Annotated in this window: 18 protein-coding genes and 1 tRNA gene; 6 read left to right on the plus strand and 13 right to left on the minus strand. The window is 55.2% G+C overall.

What is annotated here, in order from left to right; translation table 11 throughout:
• Positions 1-58 precede the first annotated feature (58 nt).
• Positions 59-685 carry an adenylate kinase family protein gene (locus tag IE099_RS08800; protein WP_189569546.1) on the plus strand — a complete coding sequence of 209 codons (627 nt, stop codon included), beginning with the start codon at positions 59-61 and terminating at the stop codon, positions 683-685.
• Between the two features lie 9 nt (positions 686-694).
• A complete protein-coding gene (fmt, locus tag IE099_RS08805; RefSeq protein ID WP_189569547.1) occupies positions 695-1,630 on the plus strand; it encodes a methionyl-tRNA formyltransferase in 936 nt (311 codons plus the stop codon).
• A 7-nt stretch (positions 1,631-1,637) separates the two neighbouring features.
• Here fmt and trmD read toward each other — a convergent pair whose 3' ends face one another.
• The 3 genes from trmD to IE099_RS08820 all read right to left on the minus strand — a co-directional run bounded on the left by trmD (position 1,638) and on the right by IE099_RS08820 (position 4,930).
• A complete protein-coding gene (trmD, locus tag IE099_RS08810) occupies positions 1,638-2,309 on the minus strand; it encodes a tRNA (guanosine(37)-N1)-methyltransferase TrmD (RefSeq protein WP_189569548.1) in 672 nt (223 codons plus the stop codon).
• 55 nt (positions 2,310-2,364) lie between these two features.
• Positions 2,365-2,838: a type II secretion system protein gene (locus IE099_RS08815; protein WP_189569549.1), complete on the minus strand. Its 474-nt coding sequence runs from the start codon at positions 2,836-2,838 to the stop codon at positions 2,365-2,367.
• 109 nt (positions 2,839-2,947) lie between these two features.
• Positions 2,948-4,930: a c-type cytochrome gene (locus IE099_RS08820; protein ID WP_189569550.1), complete on the minus strand. Its 1,983-nt coding sequence runs from the start codon at positions 4,928-4,930 to the stop codon at positions 2,948-2,950.
• Positions 4,931-5,137: 207 nt separating this feature from the next.
• On the opposite strand from IE099_RS08820, the gene dnaB reads away from it, so the two are divergent.
• The gene (gene dnaB, locus IE099_RS08825; RefSeq protein WP_189569551.1) at positions 5,138-6,592 is read left to right on the plus strand and encodes a replicative DNA helicase; all 1,455 of its coding nucleotides are present in this window, start codon (positions 5,138-5,140) and stop codon (positions 6,590-6,592) included.
• A 51-nt stretch (positions 6,593-6,643) separates the two neighbouring features.
• On the opposite strand, the gene IE099_RS08830 is transcribed toward dnaB, so the two are convergent.
• From IE099_RS08830 to IE099_RS08840, 3 genes are all read right to left on the minus strand, one after another.
• A complete protein-coding gene (locus tag IE099_RS08830) occupies positions 6,644-7,039 on the minus strand; it encodes a VanZ family protein (RefSeq protein ID WP_189569552.1) in 396 nt (131 codons plus the stop codon).
• A gap of 30 nt (positions 7,040-7,069) precedes the next feature.
• Complete coding sequence (locus IE099_RS08835; RefSeq protein ID WP_189569553.1) at positions 7,070-8,926, minus strand: cation:proton antiporter; 1,857 nt, start codon at positions 8,924-8,926, stop codon at positions 7,070-7,072.
• 204 nt (positions 8,927-9,130) lie between these two features.
• Positions 9,131-9,205: transfer RNA gene (locus tag IE099_RS08840), tRNA-Glu, on the minus strand.
• A 47-nt stretch (positions 9,206-9,252) separates the two neighbouring features.
• Between IE099_RS08840 and IE099_RS08845 the strand changes: the two genes are divergently transcribed.
• Positions 9,253-9,411, plus strand: coding sequence for a hypothetical protein (locus IE099_RS08845; RefSeq protein WP_189569554.1), 159 nt, complete (start codon positions 9,253-9,255; stop codon positions 9,409-9,411).
• Positions 9,412-9,591: 180 nt separating this feature from the next.
• On the opposite strand, the gene IE099_RS08850 is transcribed toward IE099_RS08845, so the two are convergent.
• Both IE099_RS08850 and IE099_RS08855 read right to left on the minus strand, forming a co-directional pair.
• Positions 9,592-10,326, minus strand: coding sequence for a BlaI/MecI/CopY family transcriptional regulator (locus IE099_RS08850; RefSeq protein WP_189569555.1), 735 nt, complete (start codon positions 10,324-10,326; stop codon positions 9,592-9,594).
• Positions 10,327-10,472: 146 nt separating this feature from the next.
• Positions 10,473-10,916, minus strand: coding sequence for a LysM peptidoglycan-binding domain-containing protein (locus tag IE099_RS08855; protein ID WP_189569556.1), 444 nt, complete (start codon positions 10,914-10,916; stop codon positions 10,473-10,475).
• Between the two features lie 118 nt (positions 10,917-11,034).
• Here IE099_RS08855 and IE099_RS08860 point away from each other — a divergent pair, with 118 nt between their 5' ends.
• Together IE099_RS08860 and IE099_RS08865 are read left to right on the plus strand one after the other, a co-directional pair.
• Positions 11,035-12,366, plus strand: a complete 1,332-nt coding sequence (locus IE099_RS08860; protein WP_189569557.1) for a DUF1552 domain-containing protein — start codon at positions 11,035-11,037, stop codon at positions 12,364-12,366.
• A 53-nt stretch (positions 12,367-12,419) separates the two neighbouring features.
• Positions 12,420-13,394, plus strand: coding sequence for an AEC family transporter (locus tag IE099_RS08865; RefSeq protein WP_189569558.1), 975 nt, complete (start codon positions 12,420-12,422; stop codon positions 13,392-13,394).
• Between the two features lie 32 nt (positions 13,395-13,426).
• On the opposite strand, the gene IE099_RS08870 is transcribed toward IE099_RS08865, so the two are convergent.
• From IE099_RS08870 to IE099_RS08890, 5 genes are all read right to left on the minus strand, one after another.
• Entirely contained in the window at positions 13,427-16,957 is a 3,531-nt protein-coding gene (locus tag IE099_RS08870; RefSeq protein ID WP_189569559.1) for a hypothetical protein, read from the minus strand.
• A gap of 20 nt (positions 16,958-16,977) precedes the next feature.
• The gene (locus tag IE099_RS08875) at positions 16,978-20,331 is read right to left on the minus strand and encodes a hypothetical protein (RefSeq protein WP_189569560.1); all 3,354 of its coding nucleotides are present in this window, start codon (positions 20,329-20,331) and stop codon (positions 16,978-16,980) included.
• Between the two features lie 86 nt (positions 20,332-20,417).
• Positions 20,418-21,287, minus strand: coding sequence for an FAD:protein FMN transferase (locus tag IE099_RS08880; RefSeq protein WP_189569561.1), 870 nt, complete (start codon positions 21,285-21,287; stop codon positions 20,418-20,420).
• Complete coding sequence (locus IE099_RS08885) at positions 21,284-22,030, minus strand: PepSY domain-containing protein (protein ID WP_189569562.1); 747 nt, start codon at positions 22,028-22,030, stop codon at positions 21,284-21,286. The genes IE099_RS08880 and IE099_RS08885 overlap by 4 nt, the downstream gene beginning before the upstream one ends.
• A complete protein-coding gene (locus IE099_RS08890) occupies positions 22,027-22,533 on the minus strand; it encodes an FMN-binding protein (protein WP_189569563.1) in 507 nt (168 codons plus the stop codon). The genes IE099_RS08885 and IE099_RS08890 overlap by 4 nt, the downstream gene beginning before the upstream one ends.
• Between the last annotated feature and the right edge of the window lie 97 nt (positions 22,534-22,630).

Genomic DNA, 22,630 nt, shown 5'->3' on the forward strand with positions numbered 1-22,630 from the left:
AGGATCGACAGGCATCACAGTTGCCAATTGTGGAACGGTTGTGTAAAGGCTCCTCTCTATGAGCGAAAAGCCGAAGATGTCTGCCATTCTGCTTCTGGGAGCACCAGGAGCAGGGAAGGGAACGCTGGGAAAAACTTTGGGGGCGATCCCGCGGTTCTTTCACTGTGCTTGTGGAGATGTCTTCCGTTCCTTGGATACCCGGACCCGTATTGGGCAGGAGTTCGTGCGCTATTCCTCAAGTGGCGAACTTGTGCCAGATGAGTTGACCGTGGAATTGTGGCGCACCCAGATGCGCAACTGGGCTGATACCCACGTTTACAAGCCCGACATTGATTTACTGATTTTGGACGGCATTCCCCGCAATGTTAGGCAAGCTGAGATTATGGAGGAAAGTCTCATCATCCATCAGGTGATTCATCTCTCTTGTCCCGAGCGCTCCGAGCTGGCTCGCCGGATGCGGAAGCGGGCTTTGAAAGAAAACCGCTATGACGACGCAAATGATGCCGTCATTGAGCAACGAATCCGCACTTACGAGGAAGAGACAAAGCCGATTCTAGAGTTTTACGGTCCCAAGATGGTGGCTGATATTGACGCGACTGGCACGCCGGTGAAGGTGCTCTACGATGTCATCGAGCGATTGATGCAGTTGCAAATTTACAAGGATATGGCAGGCAAGAAGGCCTAGTCCGCTACTATGAACATCGTATTTCTTGGCACAGGGGAGATTGCCATCCCAACTTTTCGCGCGCTTCTGGAGTCCGAGCATCGGGTTGCGGCCTTGGTGACCCAGCCGGATAAACCGGTCGGTCGTCGTTCGGAGCCACAGCCTCCTGCAATCAAGGTGATCGCCCAAGAGGCTGGAATTCCTGTTCTGCAGCCCGAGCGAATCAAAAGTCCCGAGGCTTTGGCAGAGTTGGCTGCTTTATCAGCGGAGGTGATGGTGGTGATGGCTTATGGTCAGATCCTGCCCCAAAAGCTCATCGAGATGCCGAGCAAGGCGATCATCAATTTGCATGCTTCACTGCTGCCAAAATATCGTGGGGCAAGTTGTATCCAGTCAGCCATTCTCAATGATGATGCTGAGACGGGATGGACTGTGATGCATGTCGTGAAGGCGCTCGATGCCGGCGATATCATTGAAGCCCGTCCGATGGCGATTGCAAAAGACGAGACCGGAGAAAGTTTGCACGACCGCTTGGCGGAAGCTGGGCCGGAATCTTTGCTGTCCGCTTTGGAGGAGATTGCGTCTGGTTCTGATCGTCGGACTCCCCAAGATGAGAAGCTCACTTGTTATGCTCCGAAGCTTGAGCGTGAGGATGGTCGTCTTGACTGGTCGCGCCCGGCCGCAGAAATTGAGCGCCAGATTCGAGCCTTTCACACCTGGCCCGGCACCTTCACAACTTTTGTCGATGGGAAAAGAAAGGAGAAGCGGCTGAAGGTTTTTCCTCAAGTTCAACTCAGCAAGGAGTCCGGGCAGCCGGGGGCCGTTCAGGTCGATTCGGAAAGCCACGAGGTTCGCGTAGCCTGCGGCGCAGGCTCCTTGGTTTTAGGTGAAGTTCAGCCCGAGGGAGCCAAGCGGATGTCAGCGCAAGAGTTCCTGCGAGGCAATGCGGTGGACCAGTTGGGTTAGCCCAAGATTAGTCTAACAGGTCCGGGCGGTTCTCGCGCGTGCGCTGGAGAGCTTGTGCCTTTTTCCATTCATCGATTTTCGCGTGATGGCCGGAAAGCAGGACTTCCGGGACCTTAAGGCCACGGAATTCGATGGGTTTGGTGTAGGCGGGAGCTTCCAGCATGTTCGGGTCCGAAAAGGATTCGTCCTCAGGTGAGCGGGCGTCGCCCAGAGCGCCGGGGAGAAGTCGAATGATGCTGTCGCAGAGAACGGCAGCCGCGAGGGCGCCGTTGGTGAGCACGTAGTCGCCAATCGAAAGTTCCAGATCGACCAGCTCCGTAATCACCCGGTGGTCCACTCCCTCATAGTGCCCGCAGATGAGGATGAGATGGTCTTCGCTTGAGAGTTCGCGCACCGTGGCTTGTTTGAGAACTTGGCCCTGGGGAGTGAGAAGGATGACTTTCGAGCTTTCTGTTCGCAGCTCTTCGATGGCGGCAAAGAGAGGTTCGGGTTTGAGCAGCATTCCCTGACCGCCGCCGCAAAGATACTCATCTGTCTTGCGATGTTTGCCAGTAGCCCAGTCGCGTAGTTGATGGGCTTTGACTTCGGCGATTCCAGCCTCCCGGGCGCGCTTGATGATGCTTTCCGAGAGCGGGGCGAGTGCGATCTCGGGAAAGAGTGTGATGATATCGATGCGCATGGGCGGCGAGCTTCGTCACACTGGCAGCAAGGTGCAATCCTTCACTGCGGAAAGACTACCATTGAGTGTAGGACGATGGATCCGGATTGTAACTGAGGTCCGTCACACTCCCGCCACCTCCCGTGCAGATGTAAAGGGTGCCGATAGGGGGGACGATGTCTCCGTCACCGGCGACAAAGTCAAAGCTATGGCTGGCAGACGGATGGTCGGGAAGTTCGCCTACTCCCTTGGGCAAACCTGTCGAGCGGTCGGTTCCGTTTGCAATATATTTCTCCGCGCCGAAAAGCTGGTCGGGAAGGTCGGGATACGCTGCCTCGCGGTAGCCTTCGATCTGGATATGGGAGCGGAGACCCTGTTGAGCACTCCGAATGAGAAGAATTGCCATGGTCCGGTCGCTGCCTCGTTTCCACGCTCCGGCCCCAATGAAAACGACAGCAATCAGTCCGAGCATGACGAGCATCACAACGGTGAGCTCAATCAAGGTCATGCCACGTTGTCCGGTTTTGGGGGATGGGAAGGGGAGGGTCATTTGTATGGGATTAATAATCAGGTGCAGGAGGTATTTAACACAATCTAATCAAAAACTTTATAAAAAAATGACTTTAGCTCTCATTTTTTTAGGAATGACCCTTTGGGAGCTATTGGCTCTTCAAAAATTCCCAAATCGCTTCGAACTGCTTCTCACTGTCATTGTTGAGCACGGGCAAGGGGGTCTTGCCACTTTCATCTGCGTAGCGAGGCATTTTAGTATCGGGAGTGATGCGGGTTGGGTCGTGCATCCATTGGAAAAAGAAGCTCTCGCGGAGGCGGTGTTTGGTCTGATCGAAGTTGATACCCATTACCTCGAAGGCCGCAGTCGGGTCCTGGTCGCCTACTCCATGGCAGGTGGTGCAGCCGAATCCAGTGTCCGAGCCAATAATTTCTTCACCAAGGGTGGCCAATTCTTGGTTTGGCTCTTCCTTATTCTGTTTCGAAGGGGCCAAACCGTGTTGTTGGGCCAAACCAATGGCAAAAGATTCTGGTGAATGATTGGCGAATCCGGGCATGCGGGCATCCAGCCATGGACGTGGCCGCGGCTCCGCTTCACCCTTGAGTATGTTCGTCAGATAATCTGTGTGGAGCATGGCCCCGGTGTGGGTGAGGCGCGGTAGGCTTTGATCAAGCTTCTCTTCCACATGGAGATGGGCTGCCAGCGCGGAGGTTTGCGAGTGCAGGGAGCCTAATAGGGCGGGAACCTCGTCACGAGTGTGGCAGGCATCGCACCGCAGTGTCCGCAATTGGCGCTCGGCCAATGATGCGGCGGTATCGTTTTTCAGTGATTCGAGATGTTCGCTGCGCAAGGCTTCCAGAGCAGCACCGGCCTGCGGAGGTAGATTGAGGTGACTGCCAGGGGAGTCGTAACAGGCTGCCTGGTCCCACGGCTTTTGAACAATGGTCTCGAACGAAGGAAGCTTGGAGGGGTCGTAGGGGAGGCCGGCGTGGCAGGCTCCGCATTGCATGGACAGCGAGTGCCCGGCACCCTTGGAGGCGTCACCTTCGGGAAAGACGAGCTCTGGTTTCTCCGCCTTGGCCGATGCTTCCTGAAGGTAGCTGGTCAGGTTGGTCGCTTCTTCCTCGCTGAGCCGGAAGTTTGGCATCCGGGTGTGGGGAGAAAGTTGCGATGGATTGAGAAGAAAGTCGCGCAGGGCGGATGGTTGAAACTTCTCCGCAAGATGGATGAGGGGAACTCGATTGTCTGAGGGAGCCCCTTCGGTAGGGAGGCCATGACAGGTCACGCATGCCAGTTTATGAAAAACTGCTCCGCCATCCTGGCTGTCGCCCTCCACTTGCACAGGTTCAGCTCCCGATTTCATACTCATCAGGTAGGCGGCCAAGTCAGCGGCCTGCTGGCGCCCTTCGTCGTTGTCCTCCACCAAGCGAGGCATGTTGGTATCGGGACGATAGAATGAGGGGTCTGCAATCCAACGAGCCAGCCAGTCTTGTTTCAGTCGGTCTCCGGTGAGGCCGAGAATGGGCGGAACGTGGGCCAGTTCGGGCATGCCATTGGGCCCGAAGCCTTGCGTGGAAACGTGGCACTTGATGCAGAGCTGACGTCCAAAGATTTCGCGGCCTTGGTAGGCCAAGGCATCCTTTGCAAGCGAGGGATCAATTTTGGCAAAGGCGTTGGGCGGGATGGGTTCGGTTGGGAATGCTCTCTCCTCCCAAAGGAGCTGGAAGCGGGATTCGCCTTCTTCGGGGGCGGTATAAGTGAGTGAGATCTCGTGTTCGCCCGAGTTCAGCCGCAGGCGTTCGGATTTCTCACCACCCAATTCGCCCTCTTCGCTAAGAACTTCCTCACCTGCCACTGAAAGGCTGGCGCTTCCATTTCCCGCAAAGGAAAAGTAGAGGCGCTGTCTTTTCTCCACCACTAATTTACCCGTCCAAGTTACCGTGAAGGGCGCGGCCTCGAGAAGAGGGGTCGCCGGAGTGTCGGCGGGCACATGGAGAGCGGGAAGGCGAACGAGATGCGAGTCTGTCGATTCTCCCTGAGTGTAAGTGGCCAGGAGCTCCGCGTGCGACACGGAGGTTCCGAAGAGGAGGCAAAGGGCTGCGAGTTGGGGATGAGGTTGCGAGAAATTCATCAAGGCTGAGTCGTGGTGTGGGTTTACCGCTGGGATGAGGCGAAAGTTTCGATAAGTGTCATTTCGATTCTGAATAATAGTGAAGTAAAATGAAAGCGTTAGGAACATTTTGACGATTTTTACTACTCTTTTGGGGGGTGTATTTTTCTAACCGACAAAAAGCTTGTTTCCCTAAAACCTCCGCCGTCCTATCCTCGCCGCCGCGCGATGGATAAGAACAAGTCAGATAAAAAGGGCAAAAAAGGGGCGATGCCCAGGCTCCAGGTGGTTCCGGAAGATGGGCTAAAAGATGCCCGGGCAATTCCCAATGCTCTGGAGGCGGAGCGTGCGGTTTTGTCCTCCATGATTCAGGATCCCATTGACCGAATCGGGCAGGCCGTCGAGCTGGGATTGCGCCCCCAATATCTCTACCTCCCGTCCCATCAGTTGTTGTATGAACTTTTGCTCGAGCGCTTCGATGCCGGGCAACCCATTGATGTTGTCATCCTTCACCAGACCTTGATGGACCGGGGTCAATTGGATTCCGTAGGAGGACCTTCCGCTCTCGTGGACCTCTCGAATGCGGCCAGCTCAGCCGCTCACTTCGAATACTATCTCGGAGTGATCCGGGACAAATACGTTTTGCGCGCCATTATTGAAAACGCGAATGAGGCGATTGAGGAGGCCTATGGAAACCCTCCCGAGGTGGCGGGCTTTCTCGATACGGTCGAAACCAACATTTTCGGTATTAAAGAAGACCTCGAGGTGAAAGGGGAGCTGACGATGAAGGAGCTCATTGGAAATGTCCTCGATGTTTTCGAGGATTTGGCATCGGGGAAAAAAGGGTTGGAAGGAATACCCATGGGCTACCCAATGCTGGATGAGATGGCCAATGGTCTCAAACCTGGTGAGATGATGATTATCGCGGCTCGTCCTTCGATGGGAAAGACCTCCTTCATGATGAATATCGTGGAGCATATCGCCATCGATCAGAGCAAGCCTTCCCTCGTATTCTCCTGCGAGATGTCTTCGCAACAGATTGTGCAGCGTCTCTTGTTCTCCCGTGCCCGCTTCGCGTTGTCACAGATGAAGCCGGGCTTCAAGATTACCAAAGAGGAATTGAAGCGGATTCAGAAGGCTTCGCAGGAACTCGCCGAGGCTCCACTCTTCATCGACGATACCCCTTCTCTTCCGATCGGCGATCTGCGGGCCAAGGCGCGTCGCCTCAAGCGGGAGAAAGACATCCAGTTGATCGCGGTGGACTACCTTCAGCTGATGCGGTCCAACTCCAAGCAAGCGGGTGACTCTCGTGAACGGGAAATTGCCGAGATTTCTTCCGGGCTTAAAGCCATTGCCAAGGAACTGGGAATACCGGTCATTGTTCTGGCCCAGCTTAACCGTGGACCCGAGCAACGGGGTGGAACTCCCCGGATGTCCGACTTGCGTGAGTCGGGTTCCATCGAGCAGGACGCCGATATGATTGGGCTGCTGTTTCGAAAGGAGTATTACAACGATCCGACCAAAGAGGACGCGGAAGAAGAACGTGAGGCCAATGCCGGTCTCGCCCAGCTGATTTTGGCCAAAAACCGGAACGGTCCGACTGGTGATGTGCCTCTCACTTTCACAAAAGAATTGATGAGATTCGAGCCTAGAGAGTTTCTCCCTGACGAAGAGCAGGGCTAGGAGCGAGCTGCAGGCTGTCCCAATACCGACCCGGCCATTGCCGACCCGGATTTATCGTGGGTTCTTGTCTAGGGCAAGAACCCAGCGGGCGGCGAGGGCTCCAAAGAATGCTACCCCGAGAAGGCTGCAGAGAAGGTCTGCGGGTGAGAACGTTCGGCTTGCGAAAAAGACTTGGGAAAGCTCTTCCATGGAGACTAGCAGGCCAACGCCCATTGTAACGAAAAGGGCGCCTTTTCGCACCGGGGTTCTCAATCGGGGAGAGAGGGCGAAGACGGCAAGAAAGCTTGCGATCCCCATCAGAAGAAAATGGCCAATTTTATCGAAGTGGGGAGTGCAGGCGAAGAGTCGAAAGAGGGCGATTTCCTTACCCTGATTGCTCATTACCACGACGGTCCCCATGAAGGCTAGGAATCCGGCCAAGAGGATGCTTGGGAGTAATCGAAGCATCTCTTGGGTCTATCGACTGGTTCGCTTTCGCTACAGGCCCATCGGTTGCGCGGTCTCGTCCTCTTTCAGACTTGGCTGCTCTTCCGGGACCAGTGCGTAGATCTTTGTTCCGTCGGCGATGGATTTGGTTTCAGTCTCGAAGGGCATTAGTCCTTTTTCCGGATCATTCAGAAAGAGGACCCGGGTCTCAGGTCCGTGCTTGGAGATGAAATCCTCCAAGGTAAAGACTTCCGTCAGCTGGGTGTTCTTCAGCGTGGCGCCGCGCAGAGCTGTAGCTTCCAAGTCTCGGAACTTGGGTCCATTGAGAAAGCACAGTCGGGCCCGCTGCCGGTGGTCGACCGCCTTGGAGTGGTGGCCGTCACTGTCGCTTGGGGTGAGCTGCCAGCAGTTTGCCTTGCCGAACAGGTGTCCGAATTCCTGCGCGGCCATGGTGTTGATTTCGTCGTTGGGAGTCGCTGCGATCAGTTGGCCAATGCCGGTGAGTTCCAGATTCTCTTCAACGTATTCGGAAAGGATATTTGCTCGAATCGCGTTTAGCCCAGCCATCTTGGCGGAGGCCACGTTCTCGTATTTGGTATCGAGCAAAAGCACGGGGTGGCCATCATCCTGAAGGGCTTTGGCTAGCATGCGGGTCCACCGGTCGGCTCCCGCAAAGAGCACTCCCCGGGTTGACTTGGCGGCTACTCCCAGCGTGCGGGCCAAGGGGACAGCCAGAAGCCCGTAAATCAGAACGGTGCCAATGATCACGATGAAAGTGACAGGCACCAGTTTGTCGGCCTGCTCCGCAATGTCCGCAACCATTTTTCCATCTTCCGCAGCATGGGAAAACTCCAGCGCGAAGATTGAAGCCACCGCAGCGGCGACAATTCCACGGGGGGCGAGAGCGGCCAGGAAGAGGTTCTCCCGAAAGGTGGTCTGCTTGGAGCCGAGATTCGAAAGAAGAACGGACGCGGGGCGAACGATCAGAATGAGAATAGCGAGGAACACGAGACCCGGGATTAAAACCGACTGGAGAGAGGCCAGCTCGATGCGCCCGGAAAGAAGAATGAAGAGCAGGGAGATGATCAAGACCCTGAGATGCTCCTTGAACTCCAGGACTTGCTTCACGGAGACGCTCTTCTGGTTGGCTAGGGCGATTCCTAACAGGGTCACGGTGAGGAGTCCGGACTCGGCCTGAATTGCGTTTGAAAGAGCGAAAGAAGAACCTACCACCGCGAGAAGAAATACCGACTCGAGATAGTCGGGAATGAGGTGATGCTTGAGCAATTGTTCGATCACTTTGCCCAAAACAAAAGCCAGGCCAAATCCTACGATGAGGGTGAGGAAGAGAGCCTTGAGGAGGTCGCCGATGGCATCCTGCACCCCGGCGGAAATAGCGACTTGAAAGACAAGGACGGCAGCTACCGCTCCGATGGGGTCAACGACAATACCTTCCCACTTGACGATGGATGCGACCTTGCGAGTCGGCTTGATCAGGCGCAGTAGAGGACCGACCACCGTGGGGCCGGTAACTACTAGAATGGAGCCTAACAAGGCAGCCACCCGCCAGTCCCAGCCGAAGACGAGGTTGGCTGCAACGCTGGATAGGAAGCCGGCAATGAGCACCCCCCACGTGCAAAGCCGAACCACTGGGGTGCCCGCTTGCTTGAGCTCGGAAAACTTCAGAGTGAGTCCGCCTTCAAACAGGATGATAGAAACAAAGAGACCGGTAATCGCCAGAAGTGTCTGTTCCGGCATGAAGTCATCGATGCGAGTGCCAGTGGCGGCAGAGAGGCCGAAGCCAAAGGCGAGCAGCAATAGGATGGAAGGGAGGCGGAAGCGCCAAGCTAGCCACTGGGCTAGAATGCCAAGCGCAAGCACAGCGGCCAAATAAGTGAGGGGGGTCATGTCTAGTGGGATATTAGAAGCGAAAGAGTTAGAGGCCAGAACTAAGCTAGCCAGTTCGAGAGGAAGGTGCAGTCCCTTTGCTAGCCCGCAACTGCTTTTCTCAGAATGGGTTTCCAAAGATGTTGAGGCCAATGGGCACAAAAAAACCGCAGCATTTGCTGCGGTTGCGATCCTCTTGTTGCCGACTCTTTCAGAAAGAAAGAGTGGCAACCCGTAGGGGGATCGAACCCCTATTGCCAGAATGAAAATCTGGAGTCCTAACCATTAGACGAACGGGTCACTTTCGTGGGGGCGGGAAGATTGTCCGAAAATCGGCCGATGGCAAGATGTTTTTTGATGATTTAGGAAAAAAATTTCAGAAGCTCGAAAACACCCCTGCGCCTGGTGCCAAAGAAGGGGGGCGGGAGAACTTTTTTCAGTCGGAGCAGCCGGCGGATTTTGAAAGGGGAGAGCTTGGCGATGAAAGGATGAATGGGGCATTCTAACAGAATTTTGCCGCACTGGGGAAAATTGAGGTGAAGCGGGAGGAGGTCGCTCGCTGGACTGAATGTTGGAAAGCAGAAGAGGGCACCCTTGGGTGCCCTCTTTTGAATTAAATAAAGAAGTTCAGACTCCTCGGTCAAACACACGCTTTGCTTGCAGGCCTCGCGCGGGACACGAGTTGACTATTTCTTCTTAGCCGCTTTTTTCTTGGCGGCCTTCTTCGCTACTTTTTTAACTGCCTTTTTAGCCACCTTTTTCTTGGTGACTTTCTTTGCAGCCTTTTTGGCAACCTTCTTCTTGGTAACTTTCTTAGCTGCCTTCTTGGCAACTTTCTTCACCGCCTTCTTGGCAACCTTCTTTTTGGCTGCCTTTTTAGACGCTTTCTTAGCCACCTTCTTGGTTGCCTTCTTCGCGACCTTCTTAGTTGCTTTCTTGGCTACCTTTTTGGAGGCGGCCTTTTTCGCTACTTTCTTGGTCGCCTTCTTGGCTACCTTTTTAACTGCTTTTTTGGCAGCCGTTTTCTTTGCTGTTTTCTTTTTCGCCATAGCTTTATGTGCTGTGAGTTCGCGCCCGAGGGCTTCTTTTTCCTCCGGAGTGAGAGAGCCGGCGGAGAGGATTGAGCGGGCGGCATCACCGATGCTGCCTGCAAAAGCATTCTGAACGAGTTCCTGAACGATAGGCCGCATCACTACTGATTGCTCTTTGGCCGCCGAGTAGGTGTTGGCCCGTCCATCACGAGTTGATGTCACCAGATTCTTTTTTTCGAGGCTCTGCAGCACTGACAGGATGGTGGTGTAAGCTCTCTCTTTGCCATCGGGGAAAAGTTCAATCACAGTGTTCACTGTGGATGGTCCGTTACTCCAGAGCACAGATAGAGCCTGTAACTCGAGTTCGGAAGGGGCTGTGGATCTACTCATGTTAAAGAGAGGGTTAGTAAGTTAACCTTAGAAGTAAGGGGGATTACAAGGTTAATATGTCTTTACCAATAGGCGCCAGCTGTCCCGTGAGAAGATAGAAAAGGAAGTTCTGAATCATCTACGGGATTTCTAGTAGGTCGTTGGTCCTATTGGGGGATGGAGAGAGTCTGGCCTGTCACGATGGTGTCGCTGGTGAGCCCATTGGCCTGGCGGATGCTGTCGACGCTCACTCCGTATTTGCGACTGAGTCCCCAGAGCGTGTCACCACCTACGACAGTGTGGCTGCCTCCACCACCGGATGCCGGGACGGGTGTGTTGGTAGTGGGGGGTGTATACGTCGGGATGCTGGCGGGCGGATTGGGAGAGACGCTCGGGATTGGCTGATAGGGAGCGCTGGCGGTGGGAGCTTGATAAGGGGCTTGGCTGGCGGGTGCCATCGTGCCTTCGGTGCTGACTCCCGGGACAGCGTAGGGGTTGTTCGGATCCTGATAAGTTCCTCCGGCATTTCCACTTTGAACGGGCGGAGCCATGCAGCTAACGATGAGAAGAGAAGCACTAGCGGTCAGAGAGAGTGGTATTAGCGATTTCATGTGGCTTTTCTTTTAACGCAAATCTTGCGCCACAAAATGGGAATGTGCGTCTGTATGTCTTGTGAATTACCCTAAATTTTTCGGTAGAACCCTGCTCAACTCGGCGTAAACTAAGGTCATGAAGGAATCTACTTCACGTCGCCGCTTCTTGCTCGGATTGGGTGCATCGGTTGGTTTGCCCGCCTTTGAATCTACCCGAAGCCTTATGGCATCAACTGTTGCGGCCCCCGGGCTGGCAAGCACGGCATCCGGAGCACCACTGCGGATGGCCTATCTTTACGTTCCCAACGGGGTCAATGTGGAGAAATGGAAATCGCGTGAGACGCTCGCTCCTTTGGAAAAAATGCGCGAACATTTTTCAGTCATCGAAGGCTTGGAAGTGGAGAAGGCGACCTCTGGAGGCGACGGTGGAGGTGATCATGCACGCAGTAACGCGGCGTTTCTAACAGGGGTCAGACCCAAGAAGACGGCAGGAGCGGACATTTCGCTCGGGCAGTCGGTGGACCAATATGCGGCCGAGCGATTGGGCGGCGTGACCCGATTCCGTTCGCTGGAGTTGGCGACCGATGGGGTGCGTAAATCCGGAGCCTGTGATTCCGGATACTCTTGCGCCTATCAGTACAATCTTTCCTGGCGCTCAGAGACTCTTCCAATGACGCCGGAGTCCAATCCCCGATTCCTTTTTGAACGATTGTTTGGAAAAGGAACGGGCAAGGAGCGGGTCGAAGGGCGCGCCCGGCGACTGGCAAGCGAGCGTTCCATTCTGGATTTCGTAAATGATGATGCAAAGGCGCTCCAGAAGGAGTTGGGCCGGGGAGATCAGATGAAGTTGGACGAGTATCTAACAAGCGTGAGGGAAATCGAGAGACGGATTGAGCAGGCCGAGAAGTGGACCTTGCCAGACACCGACCACTTGAACGTTCCAGCGGGGATTCCTCCCAACTATGAGGAGCACTTGCGATTGATGTTTGATATGATGCTTTTGGCATTCGAGACGGATTCGACGCGCATTGCGACCTTCGGTCTCGCTCACGAGGGGAGCAATCGCAACTTCAATGAGATTGGCGTGCCCGAGGGGCATCACAGTCTGTCTCATCATGATCGCCAGAAGAGCAAGTTGGAGAAGATTGCCAAGATCGATCTCTTCTATACCCAGCAGTTGGCCTACTTCTTGGAAAAGGCTTCCCAGAAGAAAGACCTCGATGGAAAGTCGATTCTCGATAATTCCATGATCCTCTACGGTAGTGGAATTGCGGACGGCAATCGCCATGCTCACAATGACCTCCCCATCATCATGGCGGGCGGAGGCGGAGGCTCGTTGACTCCGGGCAAGGATATCAAGCTGCAAAGCGATACTCCCATTACCAATTTATACCTCAGGATGCTTCATGAGATGGGGGTGCCGAGTGAGAGGTTTGGCGACTCGACGGGAGTTCTCAAACTGACTTAGACAAAGCAGTGAAGTGGTCTTGTTCTTTTGACTAAAAGAGTGTCCCTTGTGCCGTGATTTCTTTTGCCACGGTATTGGAGGCCGTTATTCCCGTTTATCTTTTGGTCGGGGCTGGGGTGGCATTACGCCGGACCAAGGTCCTGACCCCCGAAGTCGATGGCGCTCTGCTGCGCCTGGTGATCCACTTTCTCTATCCTTGCCTTATTCTTGACAAGGTTCTCGGCAACGACCTGGTGCTGATCCCTTCGGTGGTTGCTTCTGGTATCGGAGCCGGATTTGGAATCGTGATGCTGGGCTATGCGGTGTCGTGGTTGGCCAGCCGTCTCTTGGGAATGAAGAAAGGAACGGGGAGCCGTAGCTTCACCGTTGCGGGAGGAGTTCAGAACTTCGGCTATGTGGCCATTCCGGTTCTGCTGGCTCTTTTCGTGACCAGCAAGTCGGATGACAAGGTGCTGGGGATTCTCTTCGTGCACAGTCTGGGAGTCGAGATCGCGATCTGGATTGTGGGGGTGATGATTCTAACGGGTCGCCTCATTCAATCTCCCAAGGCTTTGCTCAATGGACCCATCGTGGCGGTGGTCTTGGGTTTGGTGGGGTCATACTCTGGGGCATGGCGCCTTTTGGATCCTGAGCACGGTCCTCTCATCGGGATGACGATTCGGCAGGGGATGAGCTGGCTGGGAGCCTGCGCTTTTCCAATGGCTCTTCTGCTTATCGGTGCCACGGTGGATGACCTTCTGGGGAAAGAGAAAATTGATTGGAAAGTTGCAACCGGAGGAGTGTTGGTGCGCAACGTGGTAATGGCTTTCTTCATTCTTTGTTTGGCAAAATGGTTGCCGGTTATTCCTGAATTGAAACAGGTCCTCGTGGTGCAGGCGGCGATGCCGGCGGCGGTGACTCCGATTATTCTTACCCGAATCTATGGCGGGCAACCTCAAGTTGCAGTTCAGGTCGTCATCGCAACGAGCATTCTCTCCCTTTTGACCATACCGTTCGTGGTCGCGTGGGGAGTGGCATGGGCGCTCTAGCAGTGACGGCACACTTTGGAAGAGATGAGTTCTCAAGGCTTCAGTTGCAGGCGCAATTTGAAGAATCTTTTTTCGTCCGAGGGCGGACTAATTTCCAATCGGTAAAGGTCATTGCCGGCATCATCGGCGAGCGAGCCGGGGACCGGCTGGAAGGTGAGCGCCAGGTCGGTTTGAGTCAATAGCGCGAAGGTGATGTGTTCGCTGTAGAGGGAGGGAAAGTCGGTCTCGAGAGCCAGGCTGCCATCGGGGAGCTGATAGATGTCAATTGGGGGAGGGCCCGGCGGCAGGGCTGTGGTGGAAGGCACGCTGGCAGGCGAGGTGGGGTTGGTCTCTTCCAAGAGTTCCTGCAAATTCGAGTAGCCGTCTCCATCCGCATCGGCGAAGGGGTCGGTTGATTGTCCGAAGAAAAAGAGCTCCCACTCATCATCCAAGGCATTTTGATCACGGTCGATGAAGTCTGGTTGAGGAACGAGGCTGAGTTGGGCGGAAATGACGTCCAAGGACGTTCCGAGGTAGGAGGGGAGGTGTGTTCGATCTGCAAAGGCCACCACTTCAAGTTGTGCACCGACAGGCAAAGGCTCTTGGAACAGATAGGGAGTGCCATCACTACGGTAGAGTTCGTAGGGCAATCCGTTGCCATCATAGAGAATGGGAACCTGACCTTCGCGAAAAGAATCTCCGCCGACTTCCAATGTGAGAGAGATGGGGTCACGGTCGGAGATGGAATCCAGTAGTCCGACCAAAAGGGAGTCGGCGGCCGCAATCTCGGTGGGAGTGAGACTGACACTTCGAGCATACCCCACGTTGTTGGTTTCTCCGGGCAGAGAGATGGTCCCGTCGACTTGATTCCCTTTGGCGGCCAGTTGGGTCACCACCGATCGCAAGGTATCGAAGGGATTGGGATAGAGTCCGGGGCTCACGTTGACATTGAGAAAATCGGAATAGTAGGCGATTTGATCGGACAGCTCTTTCATCGCCATCATTTCTGTGGTCGGGGTCAGTTGAATGATTTTCAGCAGGCTGGCATAGGTGTCATGGAGGAGATGGCCGGGATCATCGGATGTGAGCCAGTCTTGGAGTTCCCGGAGTTGTTCTTCACTGGCCGAGAAGGGCTGTCCCCCGACCGCGGCTTCCAAGGGACGAGGTGCCACCGGATCTCGAAACCCGGTCAAACTGAGAAAGCTTGAGCTGGGTAGAGCTGGATTGCGAGCGTGCAGATACTCATTGCAAAGTCGCTCGAATAGCAGAAGAGAGAGGCTATCGCCAGGGCTCAGGACTTCACTGATGACCGGTCGCGTGAGGGAGAGGTAGTGCTGCTGGGCGGCAGCGATCCATTCGGTTGCAGCATCAGCAGTGGAGCTCACCCCATCATAGGTAAACTCGAATTCACCGACACTCTGGTGGGGGACGGGAATGAGGCCGACCAGTTCTCGTCCAAATTTGGGGTTGGCTGTAGACTGGATGGGAAAGGTAGCGCTGGTTGATACGATCAGGAAAAGGTCCCGGTCGGTGGCGGGGGCTTTCTCAAAATAAGCGGTGGGATATAGAAAGCCCGATACGTCGCGGGTGACCTCATGGGCGAGCAATGTCCCATCAAGCGAATGGAGGTAAACATCGGTCGGGGCTTCGGCCCCGCCTTCGGGATAGGGGCGTGCAAAAGTGGTGAGACTGGTCGGGGAGACTGGTAGGATTGCGAGATCGAAAGAGTTCTGGAGGTTCAGGGTGAGCGGAAGGGGCGGAGAGCTGGAGGCGTCGTTCGGGTCCGTATCAAGAAGGACTTCGTAGAGGTCATCCACGGCATCGAGGTCCTGATCTTTCCCCGCTGAGGGGTCGAGTCCCAGGGAGAGCTCAACGAAGTCAGGCACCCCGTCTCCGTCGGAGTCGATCTGGCCGGGAGCACCGAAGTAGGAGTAGACCGCTTGATAGATTGGCGAGCGCGTGCCCGTGCTACTTGCGGCGAAGTATTCCAAGACGAATGGTGAAAGCGTGTCGCCGGAGGGAGTGAGAGAAGAACCCGAGATGGCCGTGCGCCAATCGGCCTCACCCGAGAAGCGATAGGAAATCGTCGTGCCCGGGTCCGGCGTGCTCAGAATGGGCGTGACGGCGGAGGTAAACTTTCCAGGAAGAGGTGAGACCGAGACTTGGGGAGGAAGAATGCCGACGAAGGTTTGTTGGCTGATGAGGGAGACGGCATCCTCCTGCTGGTTGCCCAGCGCATGGGTTGGAGCGCTCTTGGGATTGAGGATGATGCTGCTTCCCGCGATCAGGCCTGTGTCTTGGGTGCTGTAGAGTTCAGGCGTGACTTCCACGTTGCCACCGGAAGTGATGGAAATGCCACTGGTCCAATCGGGGACTTGGATGGTCTCCAGCAGTCTGGCTCCCGCGTCGATCAAGGGTTCGCCATCGTAAAGCAGGACATTGGTGAGGGCGACTTGGCTGCCGGAGGCCGGAAGAGGAGTCTCCCCCGTCTGTTGCCACTTGGTTCCGTCATAGGTGAAGTCGGTAGAAGTCGTTGTAGGGCCTCCCGCAAGTGGTCCGCTGAGCAAAGACATACGGAGGTCGTCAAAGCCAATCGCGCCAGCCAAGCGATTGCCTTCGGGCGCGGAGAATGCCTGCCCAGGGAGAGGTGTCCCTGAGGCATCAAGAGTGTAGAGACGGCCCTGGGTGGCTCCTTCGAAAGCAACGAAGAAGGAGCCTGAGCCGACGGGTGAGATCGTCTCTATCGCGGCATCCAAAGTATATGACGACGGCGAAAGGAGAGCCGATCCGTTGCTCAAGCTGACTTGCAAATCCGGATCTCCAGGCAAGTAGATGAGGGCGTGAATGCGGGATGAGCCGCTGAAGGGACCGACGAGAAATTCGGACCCGGATCGCAATCCGGTCAAAGTCTGTTTATTGGGAAGGGCAGTGGTGGTTGTTCGAAAAATCCGCAAGCGATCCGTAGTTCCGCGCAGGATGGCGGCGAGATAATCGGACCCCGTCTCCGAATGGCGAACTCGAGTGGCTCGTTCGGTTGGGAAAAGAGGAACGGCTGTTAGAGCTTCATCGGTAGAGCCAGCCAAGGACTGAAAGATGTGCCTTTGATTTGGGTCGGGAGAATTGTTCTCGCCGGTGTAGACCACAAGGTCGAGTAGGTTCGGGTCATTGCCAGCTACGGGCAGATCGATCGCCGCAATTGCATGAGGTCCGATCCCGGAGGGAAAGATTTGCTCGGTATTGGTGGTCGCTGCCGATCGCGTAGGTTCGAGGATGACCAGTTGGTTGGCCAAGCGGCCGGACAAAACGACCGCATCCTTTCCTGCCACGCGAATAGGGCCGCAGGTCAAGGCGTCTATGGACGTCATTCCGGATGGACGGGATTCACTCCACTGCACGGTGCCGTCCGCTTGTTGGAAGGCTACTCGATAAAGCCCGGTGGCCCGCTCTGCAATGACCGCGTCGAGGCGGCCATCAGCATCAAAGTCACCATACCCGGTGATTTCGTCGGGCGTTACGATGACCTGCCAAGGGGTGACCGCTTGGAGCGAAAGGCAGGTCGAGAGTAGGAACAGGACGGGTGGCATTTCTTTGGTCTTTCGATGAGTTAGTCTTGGTAAAAAGGGACAAACAGGCTGTTGGTCGGGATAGTTCGATCCACTTCGCCATCCTCTTTGAAGCGAACAAGCAGGTAGATATAATTCGAACCTTCGACTACGCCTTGGGAATCGATCAGGTAGATGCCGACTTCCTTTGCGTTGTCTGGGTCTCTCGCAATGGTGATGAGGGGATCTTGAATTTGGACATAATCGACATTGTTCTCGGACGCTTCGTGGAGACGAAGTTTTTCCACGAGGGGAGAGACCTGAGCAACATCGCCCGAGACGGTGGGGAAGTAGATGTTGGGGACTTGGTAACGGTAGAGGGCAAAGGGCAGAAGCGATTCGCCTTCCGGGGTGGTGTAGACATTGTAGGAGTAACTCGGAGAATCAGGAATTTTGGTGGGGGTGAAATATGGGCCATTGTCGGCGACTACTCTTCCGGGTTCAAGGTCACTGTATTCCACATAGTCAACGGTGCCGATTTTGATCATGGCGGAAGGACCAACGAAGCCGCTGTCGATCTGAATCATCTGAGCTTTTACCCCATCAATAAAATCCTCGTCGACAGGAGGCAGAGAACGGGCAGGCCAAGGCACTTGCGGACCCGTGGGAGGGCCTGATTCCGTCCAAGTGAAGGCGACAATGTTGCTGGCTGCGCTGACATCGCCAGCAGGGGACAGGCTTTTGACATAGAAGTGGTATTCACGACCCGGTTGAAGGTTCAGAAGGATTTCATATTGGCCGGGCAAGGCAGGATTGCCGAAGTTTCCTCCGACTCGGCCTGTCTCAAATTCGTGGTGTTGGACTCCGTTGATCAGATCTCCGGTTTGTTCATAGATCGGGATGATGCCGCCACTTCCCAAGAAATCATTGAAGTAGCGAACGATCTGCTCATGAGCTGTTAGGTCGGGAGAATACTCCATTTCGATACTGGATAATCCGTCTCCGATTCCGATGAGAAAGCGTTCCACTCCGTTGGGTTCACAGCTCCACCGAAGAAGTCCCTGGGGATTGCTTGGGTCTCCCGCGTGATCGACTTGGGCGAGAAGAGGGACGGGCATCTCAACCCGGCTGGACATTCGGAGGCAGCGTACGAGTGACATGGGAGAGGGGTTGCCGTGGCGATCGAAAAACTGGAGAAAATAGCAGACTACAGAAGCGAGCGCCGGGTGCTCGTAGTCCGCGACAGTCACCTCGCTTCCAGGCGTGACTGTGCCTTGCTCAATCATTGTCAAAGGTCCGTTGTCGACGCGCTCATAGAGCTTGTATTCATCCGTCTCCGGGGTGGCGACGAAGGTGAATTCTATGGGGTTGGGACTTCCATCCGGATTGGTGGGATTGTGAGTTCCGCGCCCTCCTCCCGTGATGTCGAAGTCTTCTTCGGTAATGACTTCTTCTTGGCACACTTCGAAGCAGAGTTGAGAAGCGGTGGGAAAGTCGACTGGCGAATAATTCAGTCCGGCTAGAGGAAAGCGGGTGCAAGTGGTCTTGCCAGCCGAGTTCTTCGCGCAGATCTCCACTTCGACTAGAGAGTTGTTGGCGATGACATCCAAGGGTACTCTGCGATAGGAGCTAAAGCTGGTGTTGCCCGGGCTGATTTTGCTCTGTCCGATGTTTTGTTCGCCGATTGTGACTCCATCGCTGACTGCAACCAGGGAGATGGAAAGCGCGACAATCTCGGGGTCGATGGCAGTGACTTTGAAGATTAGGTAGCGAGGGTTTTGGGTTGTGCCGGAGAAGAGCCCCAGCTGGCTTTCACTCAGCGTGATGAACTCGACTTCTCCCACTCTTTTGATGAGAGGGCAGAACTGAGAGGTGGTAACCGTCCCGCCCGGTTTGACTGGGCCTTCCCGGTCGCGCAAAACGCCCCAGCCAGGGGCTGAGTGACCGGAAGGCAACTCGCCGCAGCTGGTTTCAAGAACTGCCTTAACGGTATACCAATAGGTGACACCAGCTTGGGCGGGAAGGCTCGGCGACCCAGAACCGCTATCGATGAACTGATAGCTTGTCACTCCGTCAAGATGAGGGATGGGGGTGGAGATGAGGTGAGCGGTCTCGCCGGTCGAGCCCGCTTCGGCGCTGTTGATCTGACCAACGCTTTCCCAACGGTAGACAAGGTAGTGATCAGGAGTGGGGATCGAAGCCGGTGGGGACCATTTGACAACGAGCTTTGTGTTACTGTTTCCAGTGGTGGAATTGTAGTTGAACTGATTCCTAACAGAGACGTCGAGCGGCGGAAGAGGAGGGTGCCGGTGGCAGAAGGTGACCAGCGTGCCTTCTGAGATTGCAGCGGGCCGGCCGAGAAGATCGAGAGTGGCAATGAAGTAGTAAAATTGCTCTCCGTCGGCGAAAGGTGTCCGGTCTTCGGCCTGAGCCTGATTATCGTCCAAGAAAAAATAGGGTTCCACAAAATCCGGATCAGTGCGCCCACCCAAGGGAATCATCGCAGCTTCGCTTGGACTCAGCAGCTGGGTGGGAAGGACTGGTAGCATGTTGGCCTGAACCGCCCGGGGAACTCGGCTGGTGAGATATGTTTGTAATTGGGCAGTAGTGGGAGGGGTCACGTCATGACCCAAGGTCTCGGCAGTGGTCTTGGCCATGCGATACACCCCATAGCCGTAGGTTAGCGCGCTTTCCCGCCTGAGATCATCGGGGATTCCCCAGCGAAGAGAGACATTCAGGTGGCCCTTGGGTGAGTCATCCGGAATCACCACCGGAGGTCCTGGCGCGGTGATGGGGGTGGGGTTGTTGAGGTCCAAAGTGATGCGGCCCACCACTTGGGTGAATGCGGCTCCCGGAGAATTGCCTCCATCGGGTTGAGTCCGGACCTCGAAAGTAGAAACCGTCGCCGGCATTGGAACAAGCGCTCCTGTGCCCATCGCCACTGCGATGGCAGGTTCAGTGCGGGAGAGGAAGTAGAGCCGGTTGAAGAGTTCAGGCTCCTGCGCTGCAGTTTGTAAAAGCGCCGAGAGCTTGCTTTCCAGTGAGAGCTCAAGTGCCGGCATGAGGTCGCCAAAGAGTCCGTCGATCGTCTCGCTAACGAAGTCCTTGTTGGCAAACTGAACAGGCAGTTCATCCAGCCTCGCATCGAGAAAGGTTGCACGAGTGGTGGGTTGAATGATTGCGACCTGAGAAAAACTGTTACTGGAAGAAGGGGGGCCGTCCTTGCGGAAGATGGCGTAGCTGCGCCCTTGCAGGAGGGAGGTGTCCTGCGCTTGCCAGAGCAACCAGGCATGGTCGCCTCCTTCGGTATAGGTTGTGCCGGCAAGGAATAGGAGCGAATCCTCAGGCGCGCGGGTTTGTGAATACCCGCTTCCCAAGCAGACTATCCAAGCGAGAAATATGTAGAAGACCTTCATCACAGATTGTGTTCACGAGGGTCTACCCGCTGCCGGCCTTGTTCTGACAGGGCGGTGAAAAAAAAACTGAAACGGTGCGGTTCTCCTTAAGCCAAACGGCAATGAGGCGGCAGCTTGTTTTCCAGCTCAGGCTTCAGGGAAAGAATCGTAGCCCAGCCATCAGCAGTGGTCGCGGTAGGGGCTACCACCGCAGTGGTCCTGCTTGCGGGAGGGCTTTGGCCTGAGCCTGGGGAGAGAATGTGGTTGTCGGGTCCTGTTGCGCTCAAGCGATGTCCTGAACCTGAAGAGACGGCCAGCGCTTCATCACGGAGAGAGACCGTTCGCAGAACCCGCTGCCGCGAGTCCGGGCGGCGAATCTGAATGGCGTATTTTTTCCCAAATGCGCGATACTCTCCCAAATTGACGAGTGCGCTCTGTGCTCCCAATTTTTTTAGCAGGGAGGTGATTTCGTCAGTTGCAAATCCCTGGGCAACAGCATTGAGAGTGAGTTGTGTGCCATGCAAAACAATTTGTTCCGCACTCACTTCGACTCGCCTATAATCGACGAGTTCGAGGGCTTTCTCTCTCTCCTCGGCAGGAGGGGTGCGGCCTTTTTGATTCTCTTCGTTTAGCCATCTCCAATAGCTCTGAATCGTGGGATCAAAGAGTCCGTGTGACGCCTGATGCAGCTCCTGACATTGTTGCAATAGCCGAACGAGTTCTTCGGGCGGGTGGCTCAATCTTCCTTCCCGGTTCAGGACCGAAAGCGCGGAATCCGGCTGATAGAGGGATAGAATGTCCGAGAGCTGCACGATGCGCTGTTCGATCTCGGGAGGAACCGCAGATAGGCCTTCGTAGCGGATATTCGCCGGGCTATTGAAGACCGACCCTTGCCAATAACCTTCCTTCTTTCGACTGCGGCAGCCGGAGAATGAAGGCACGGTTGCCATCAGGGCGAGCAGGCGGCGACGGTTCATGAGGGAGTCGCCCTTTTGCGCTGTTTCAAAAGCTTCAATCCTGTGGCCAAGAGAACGATCAGTCCGAGAGTGGAAAGAGTGAGCACCCATTTGCCGAGCCCGCCCAAGAAGGCAAACTTGTGCAGATCAAGAAGGACCCGGTAAAAGGAAACGGGGCTTTGGGCGATGAGGGTGAGTTCCAGTTCTTTGGCGAGAACGTCTTGTTCGGAATCAGCAAGCGAAAGAAACTTTGGTTCCGCATCACCGGGAGTCTCGGCCGCAGGGAAGTCCAGTAGGTCTCCGTCCAAGGCGTAGCTTCCTTCTTCCGTTACCAGAACGGCTTCAGGATTGGCGATGAGAGCCTTGAGGGGGTGCTCCGGTAGCGAGGCTTCTCCAAGGCTATCGATGAGCTCGCCATTGGGGCCAAGAAGGTAAAGATGATCGCGCGTTCCCAGCAGGAGATTGGGACCGAGTGAAATCGCTCCAATCAATTCTCCCGAGAGAGGCAGGAGTCCTTCATCCAAAAAGAGGTCGTCGCCCCATTGGGTAACTTGCCTCTTGCCCACCGCGAGTGTCTTCCCTTCATCTCTTTTGGGAAGATCGAGATAGAGACGATTGAGAAAAGGGGAGGAGAGCGTGCGCTGATCCAACCGTAGCTCCGCGCTGTGATTCAGAATCACTCCAGTCACACAAAGCCAGAGAAGTGGCAGCGCTAGCGCGAGCCCCAACCAGCGATGATATTGACGGTGGCGCAAGCGTCTCACTTCAGGGTGTCGAGATAGAGTGCTACACGTCCCAATCCTCCCAAGGCCCGGACCGAGAGCGTGGCCCCCGCGATGTTTCGAACCTCCCGGGTCAGTTGATTGTTGTTCAAGGTCGCACCTCGAAACTGCTTGCAAAAGTTGCTACTAGAAACCTCGTAGCCATGGCTCTCGCGATAGATGAGAACCTTTACCTCCTGGATGCTTCCTCCCTTGGTCACGAAGCCCGTCGTAATGGGTTCCGTCTTTCCGACTTCTTCCAGAATCCATGCCGTCTTCGTTCCATCGCTCCAATAGCGCACTTTGCTCGTGCGGTAGGGATGGCCAAGAAGTCTCTTGATGCGGGATTGATGGGATGACGTGAGAGTGAGAGCTTGGGTTGCGGGGAGGTTGGTGCCGAACACCGTGTGAAGGAATTCGGAGGGTTTTTGATAAACACGTTCACCTCCCTGGACTGTGGAAAGCATCAGAAGAGCTAGGAGCATCAGGCGAAAGAGGAATGACATGGTAGTAAAATTTAAGTTGTGTCGAAGTGAACCAAGCAAACAGCGGCTTATCTTTCAAGAGTTCGAAAAATAAGCCGCCATGATAAAAAAAATCTTC

It is taken from the genome of Roseibacillus persicicus (assembly GCF_014651675.1).
In the GTDB taxonomy this organism is placed as follows: Bacteria; Verrucomicrobiota; Verrucomicrobiia; order Verrucomicrobiales; family Akkermansiaceae; genus Roseibacillus; species Roseibacillus persicicus.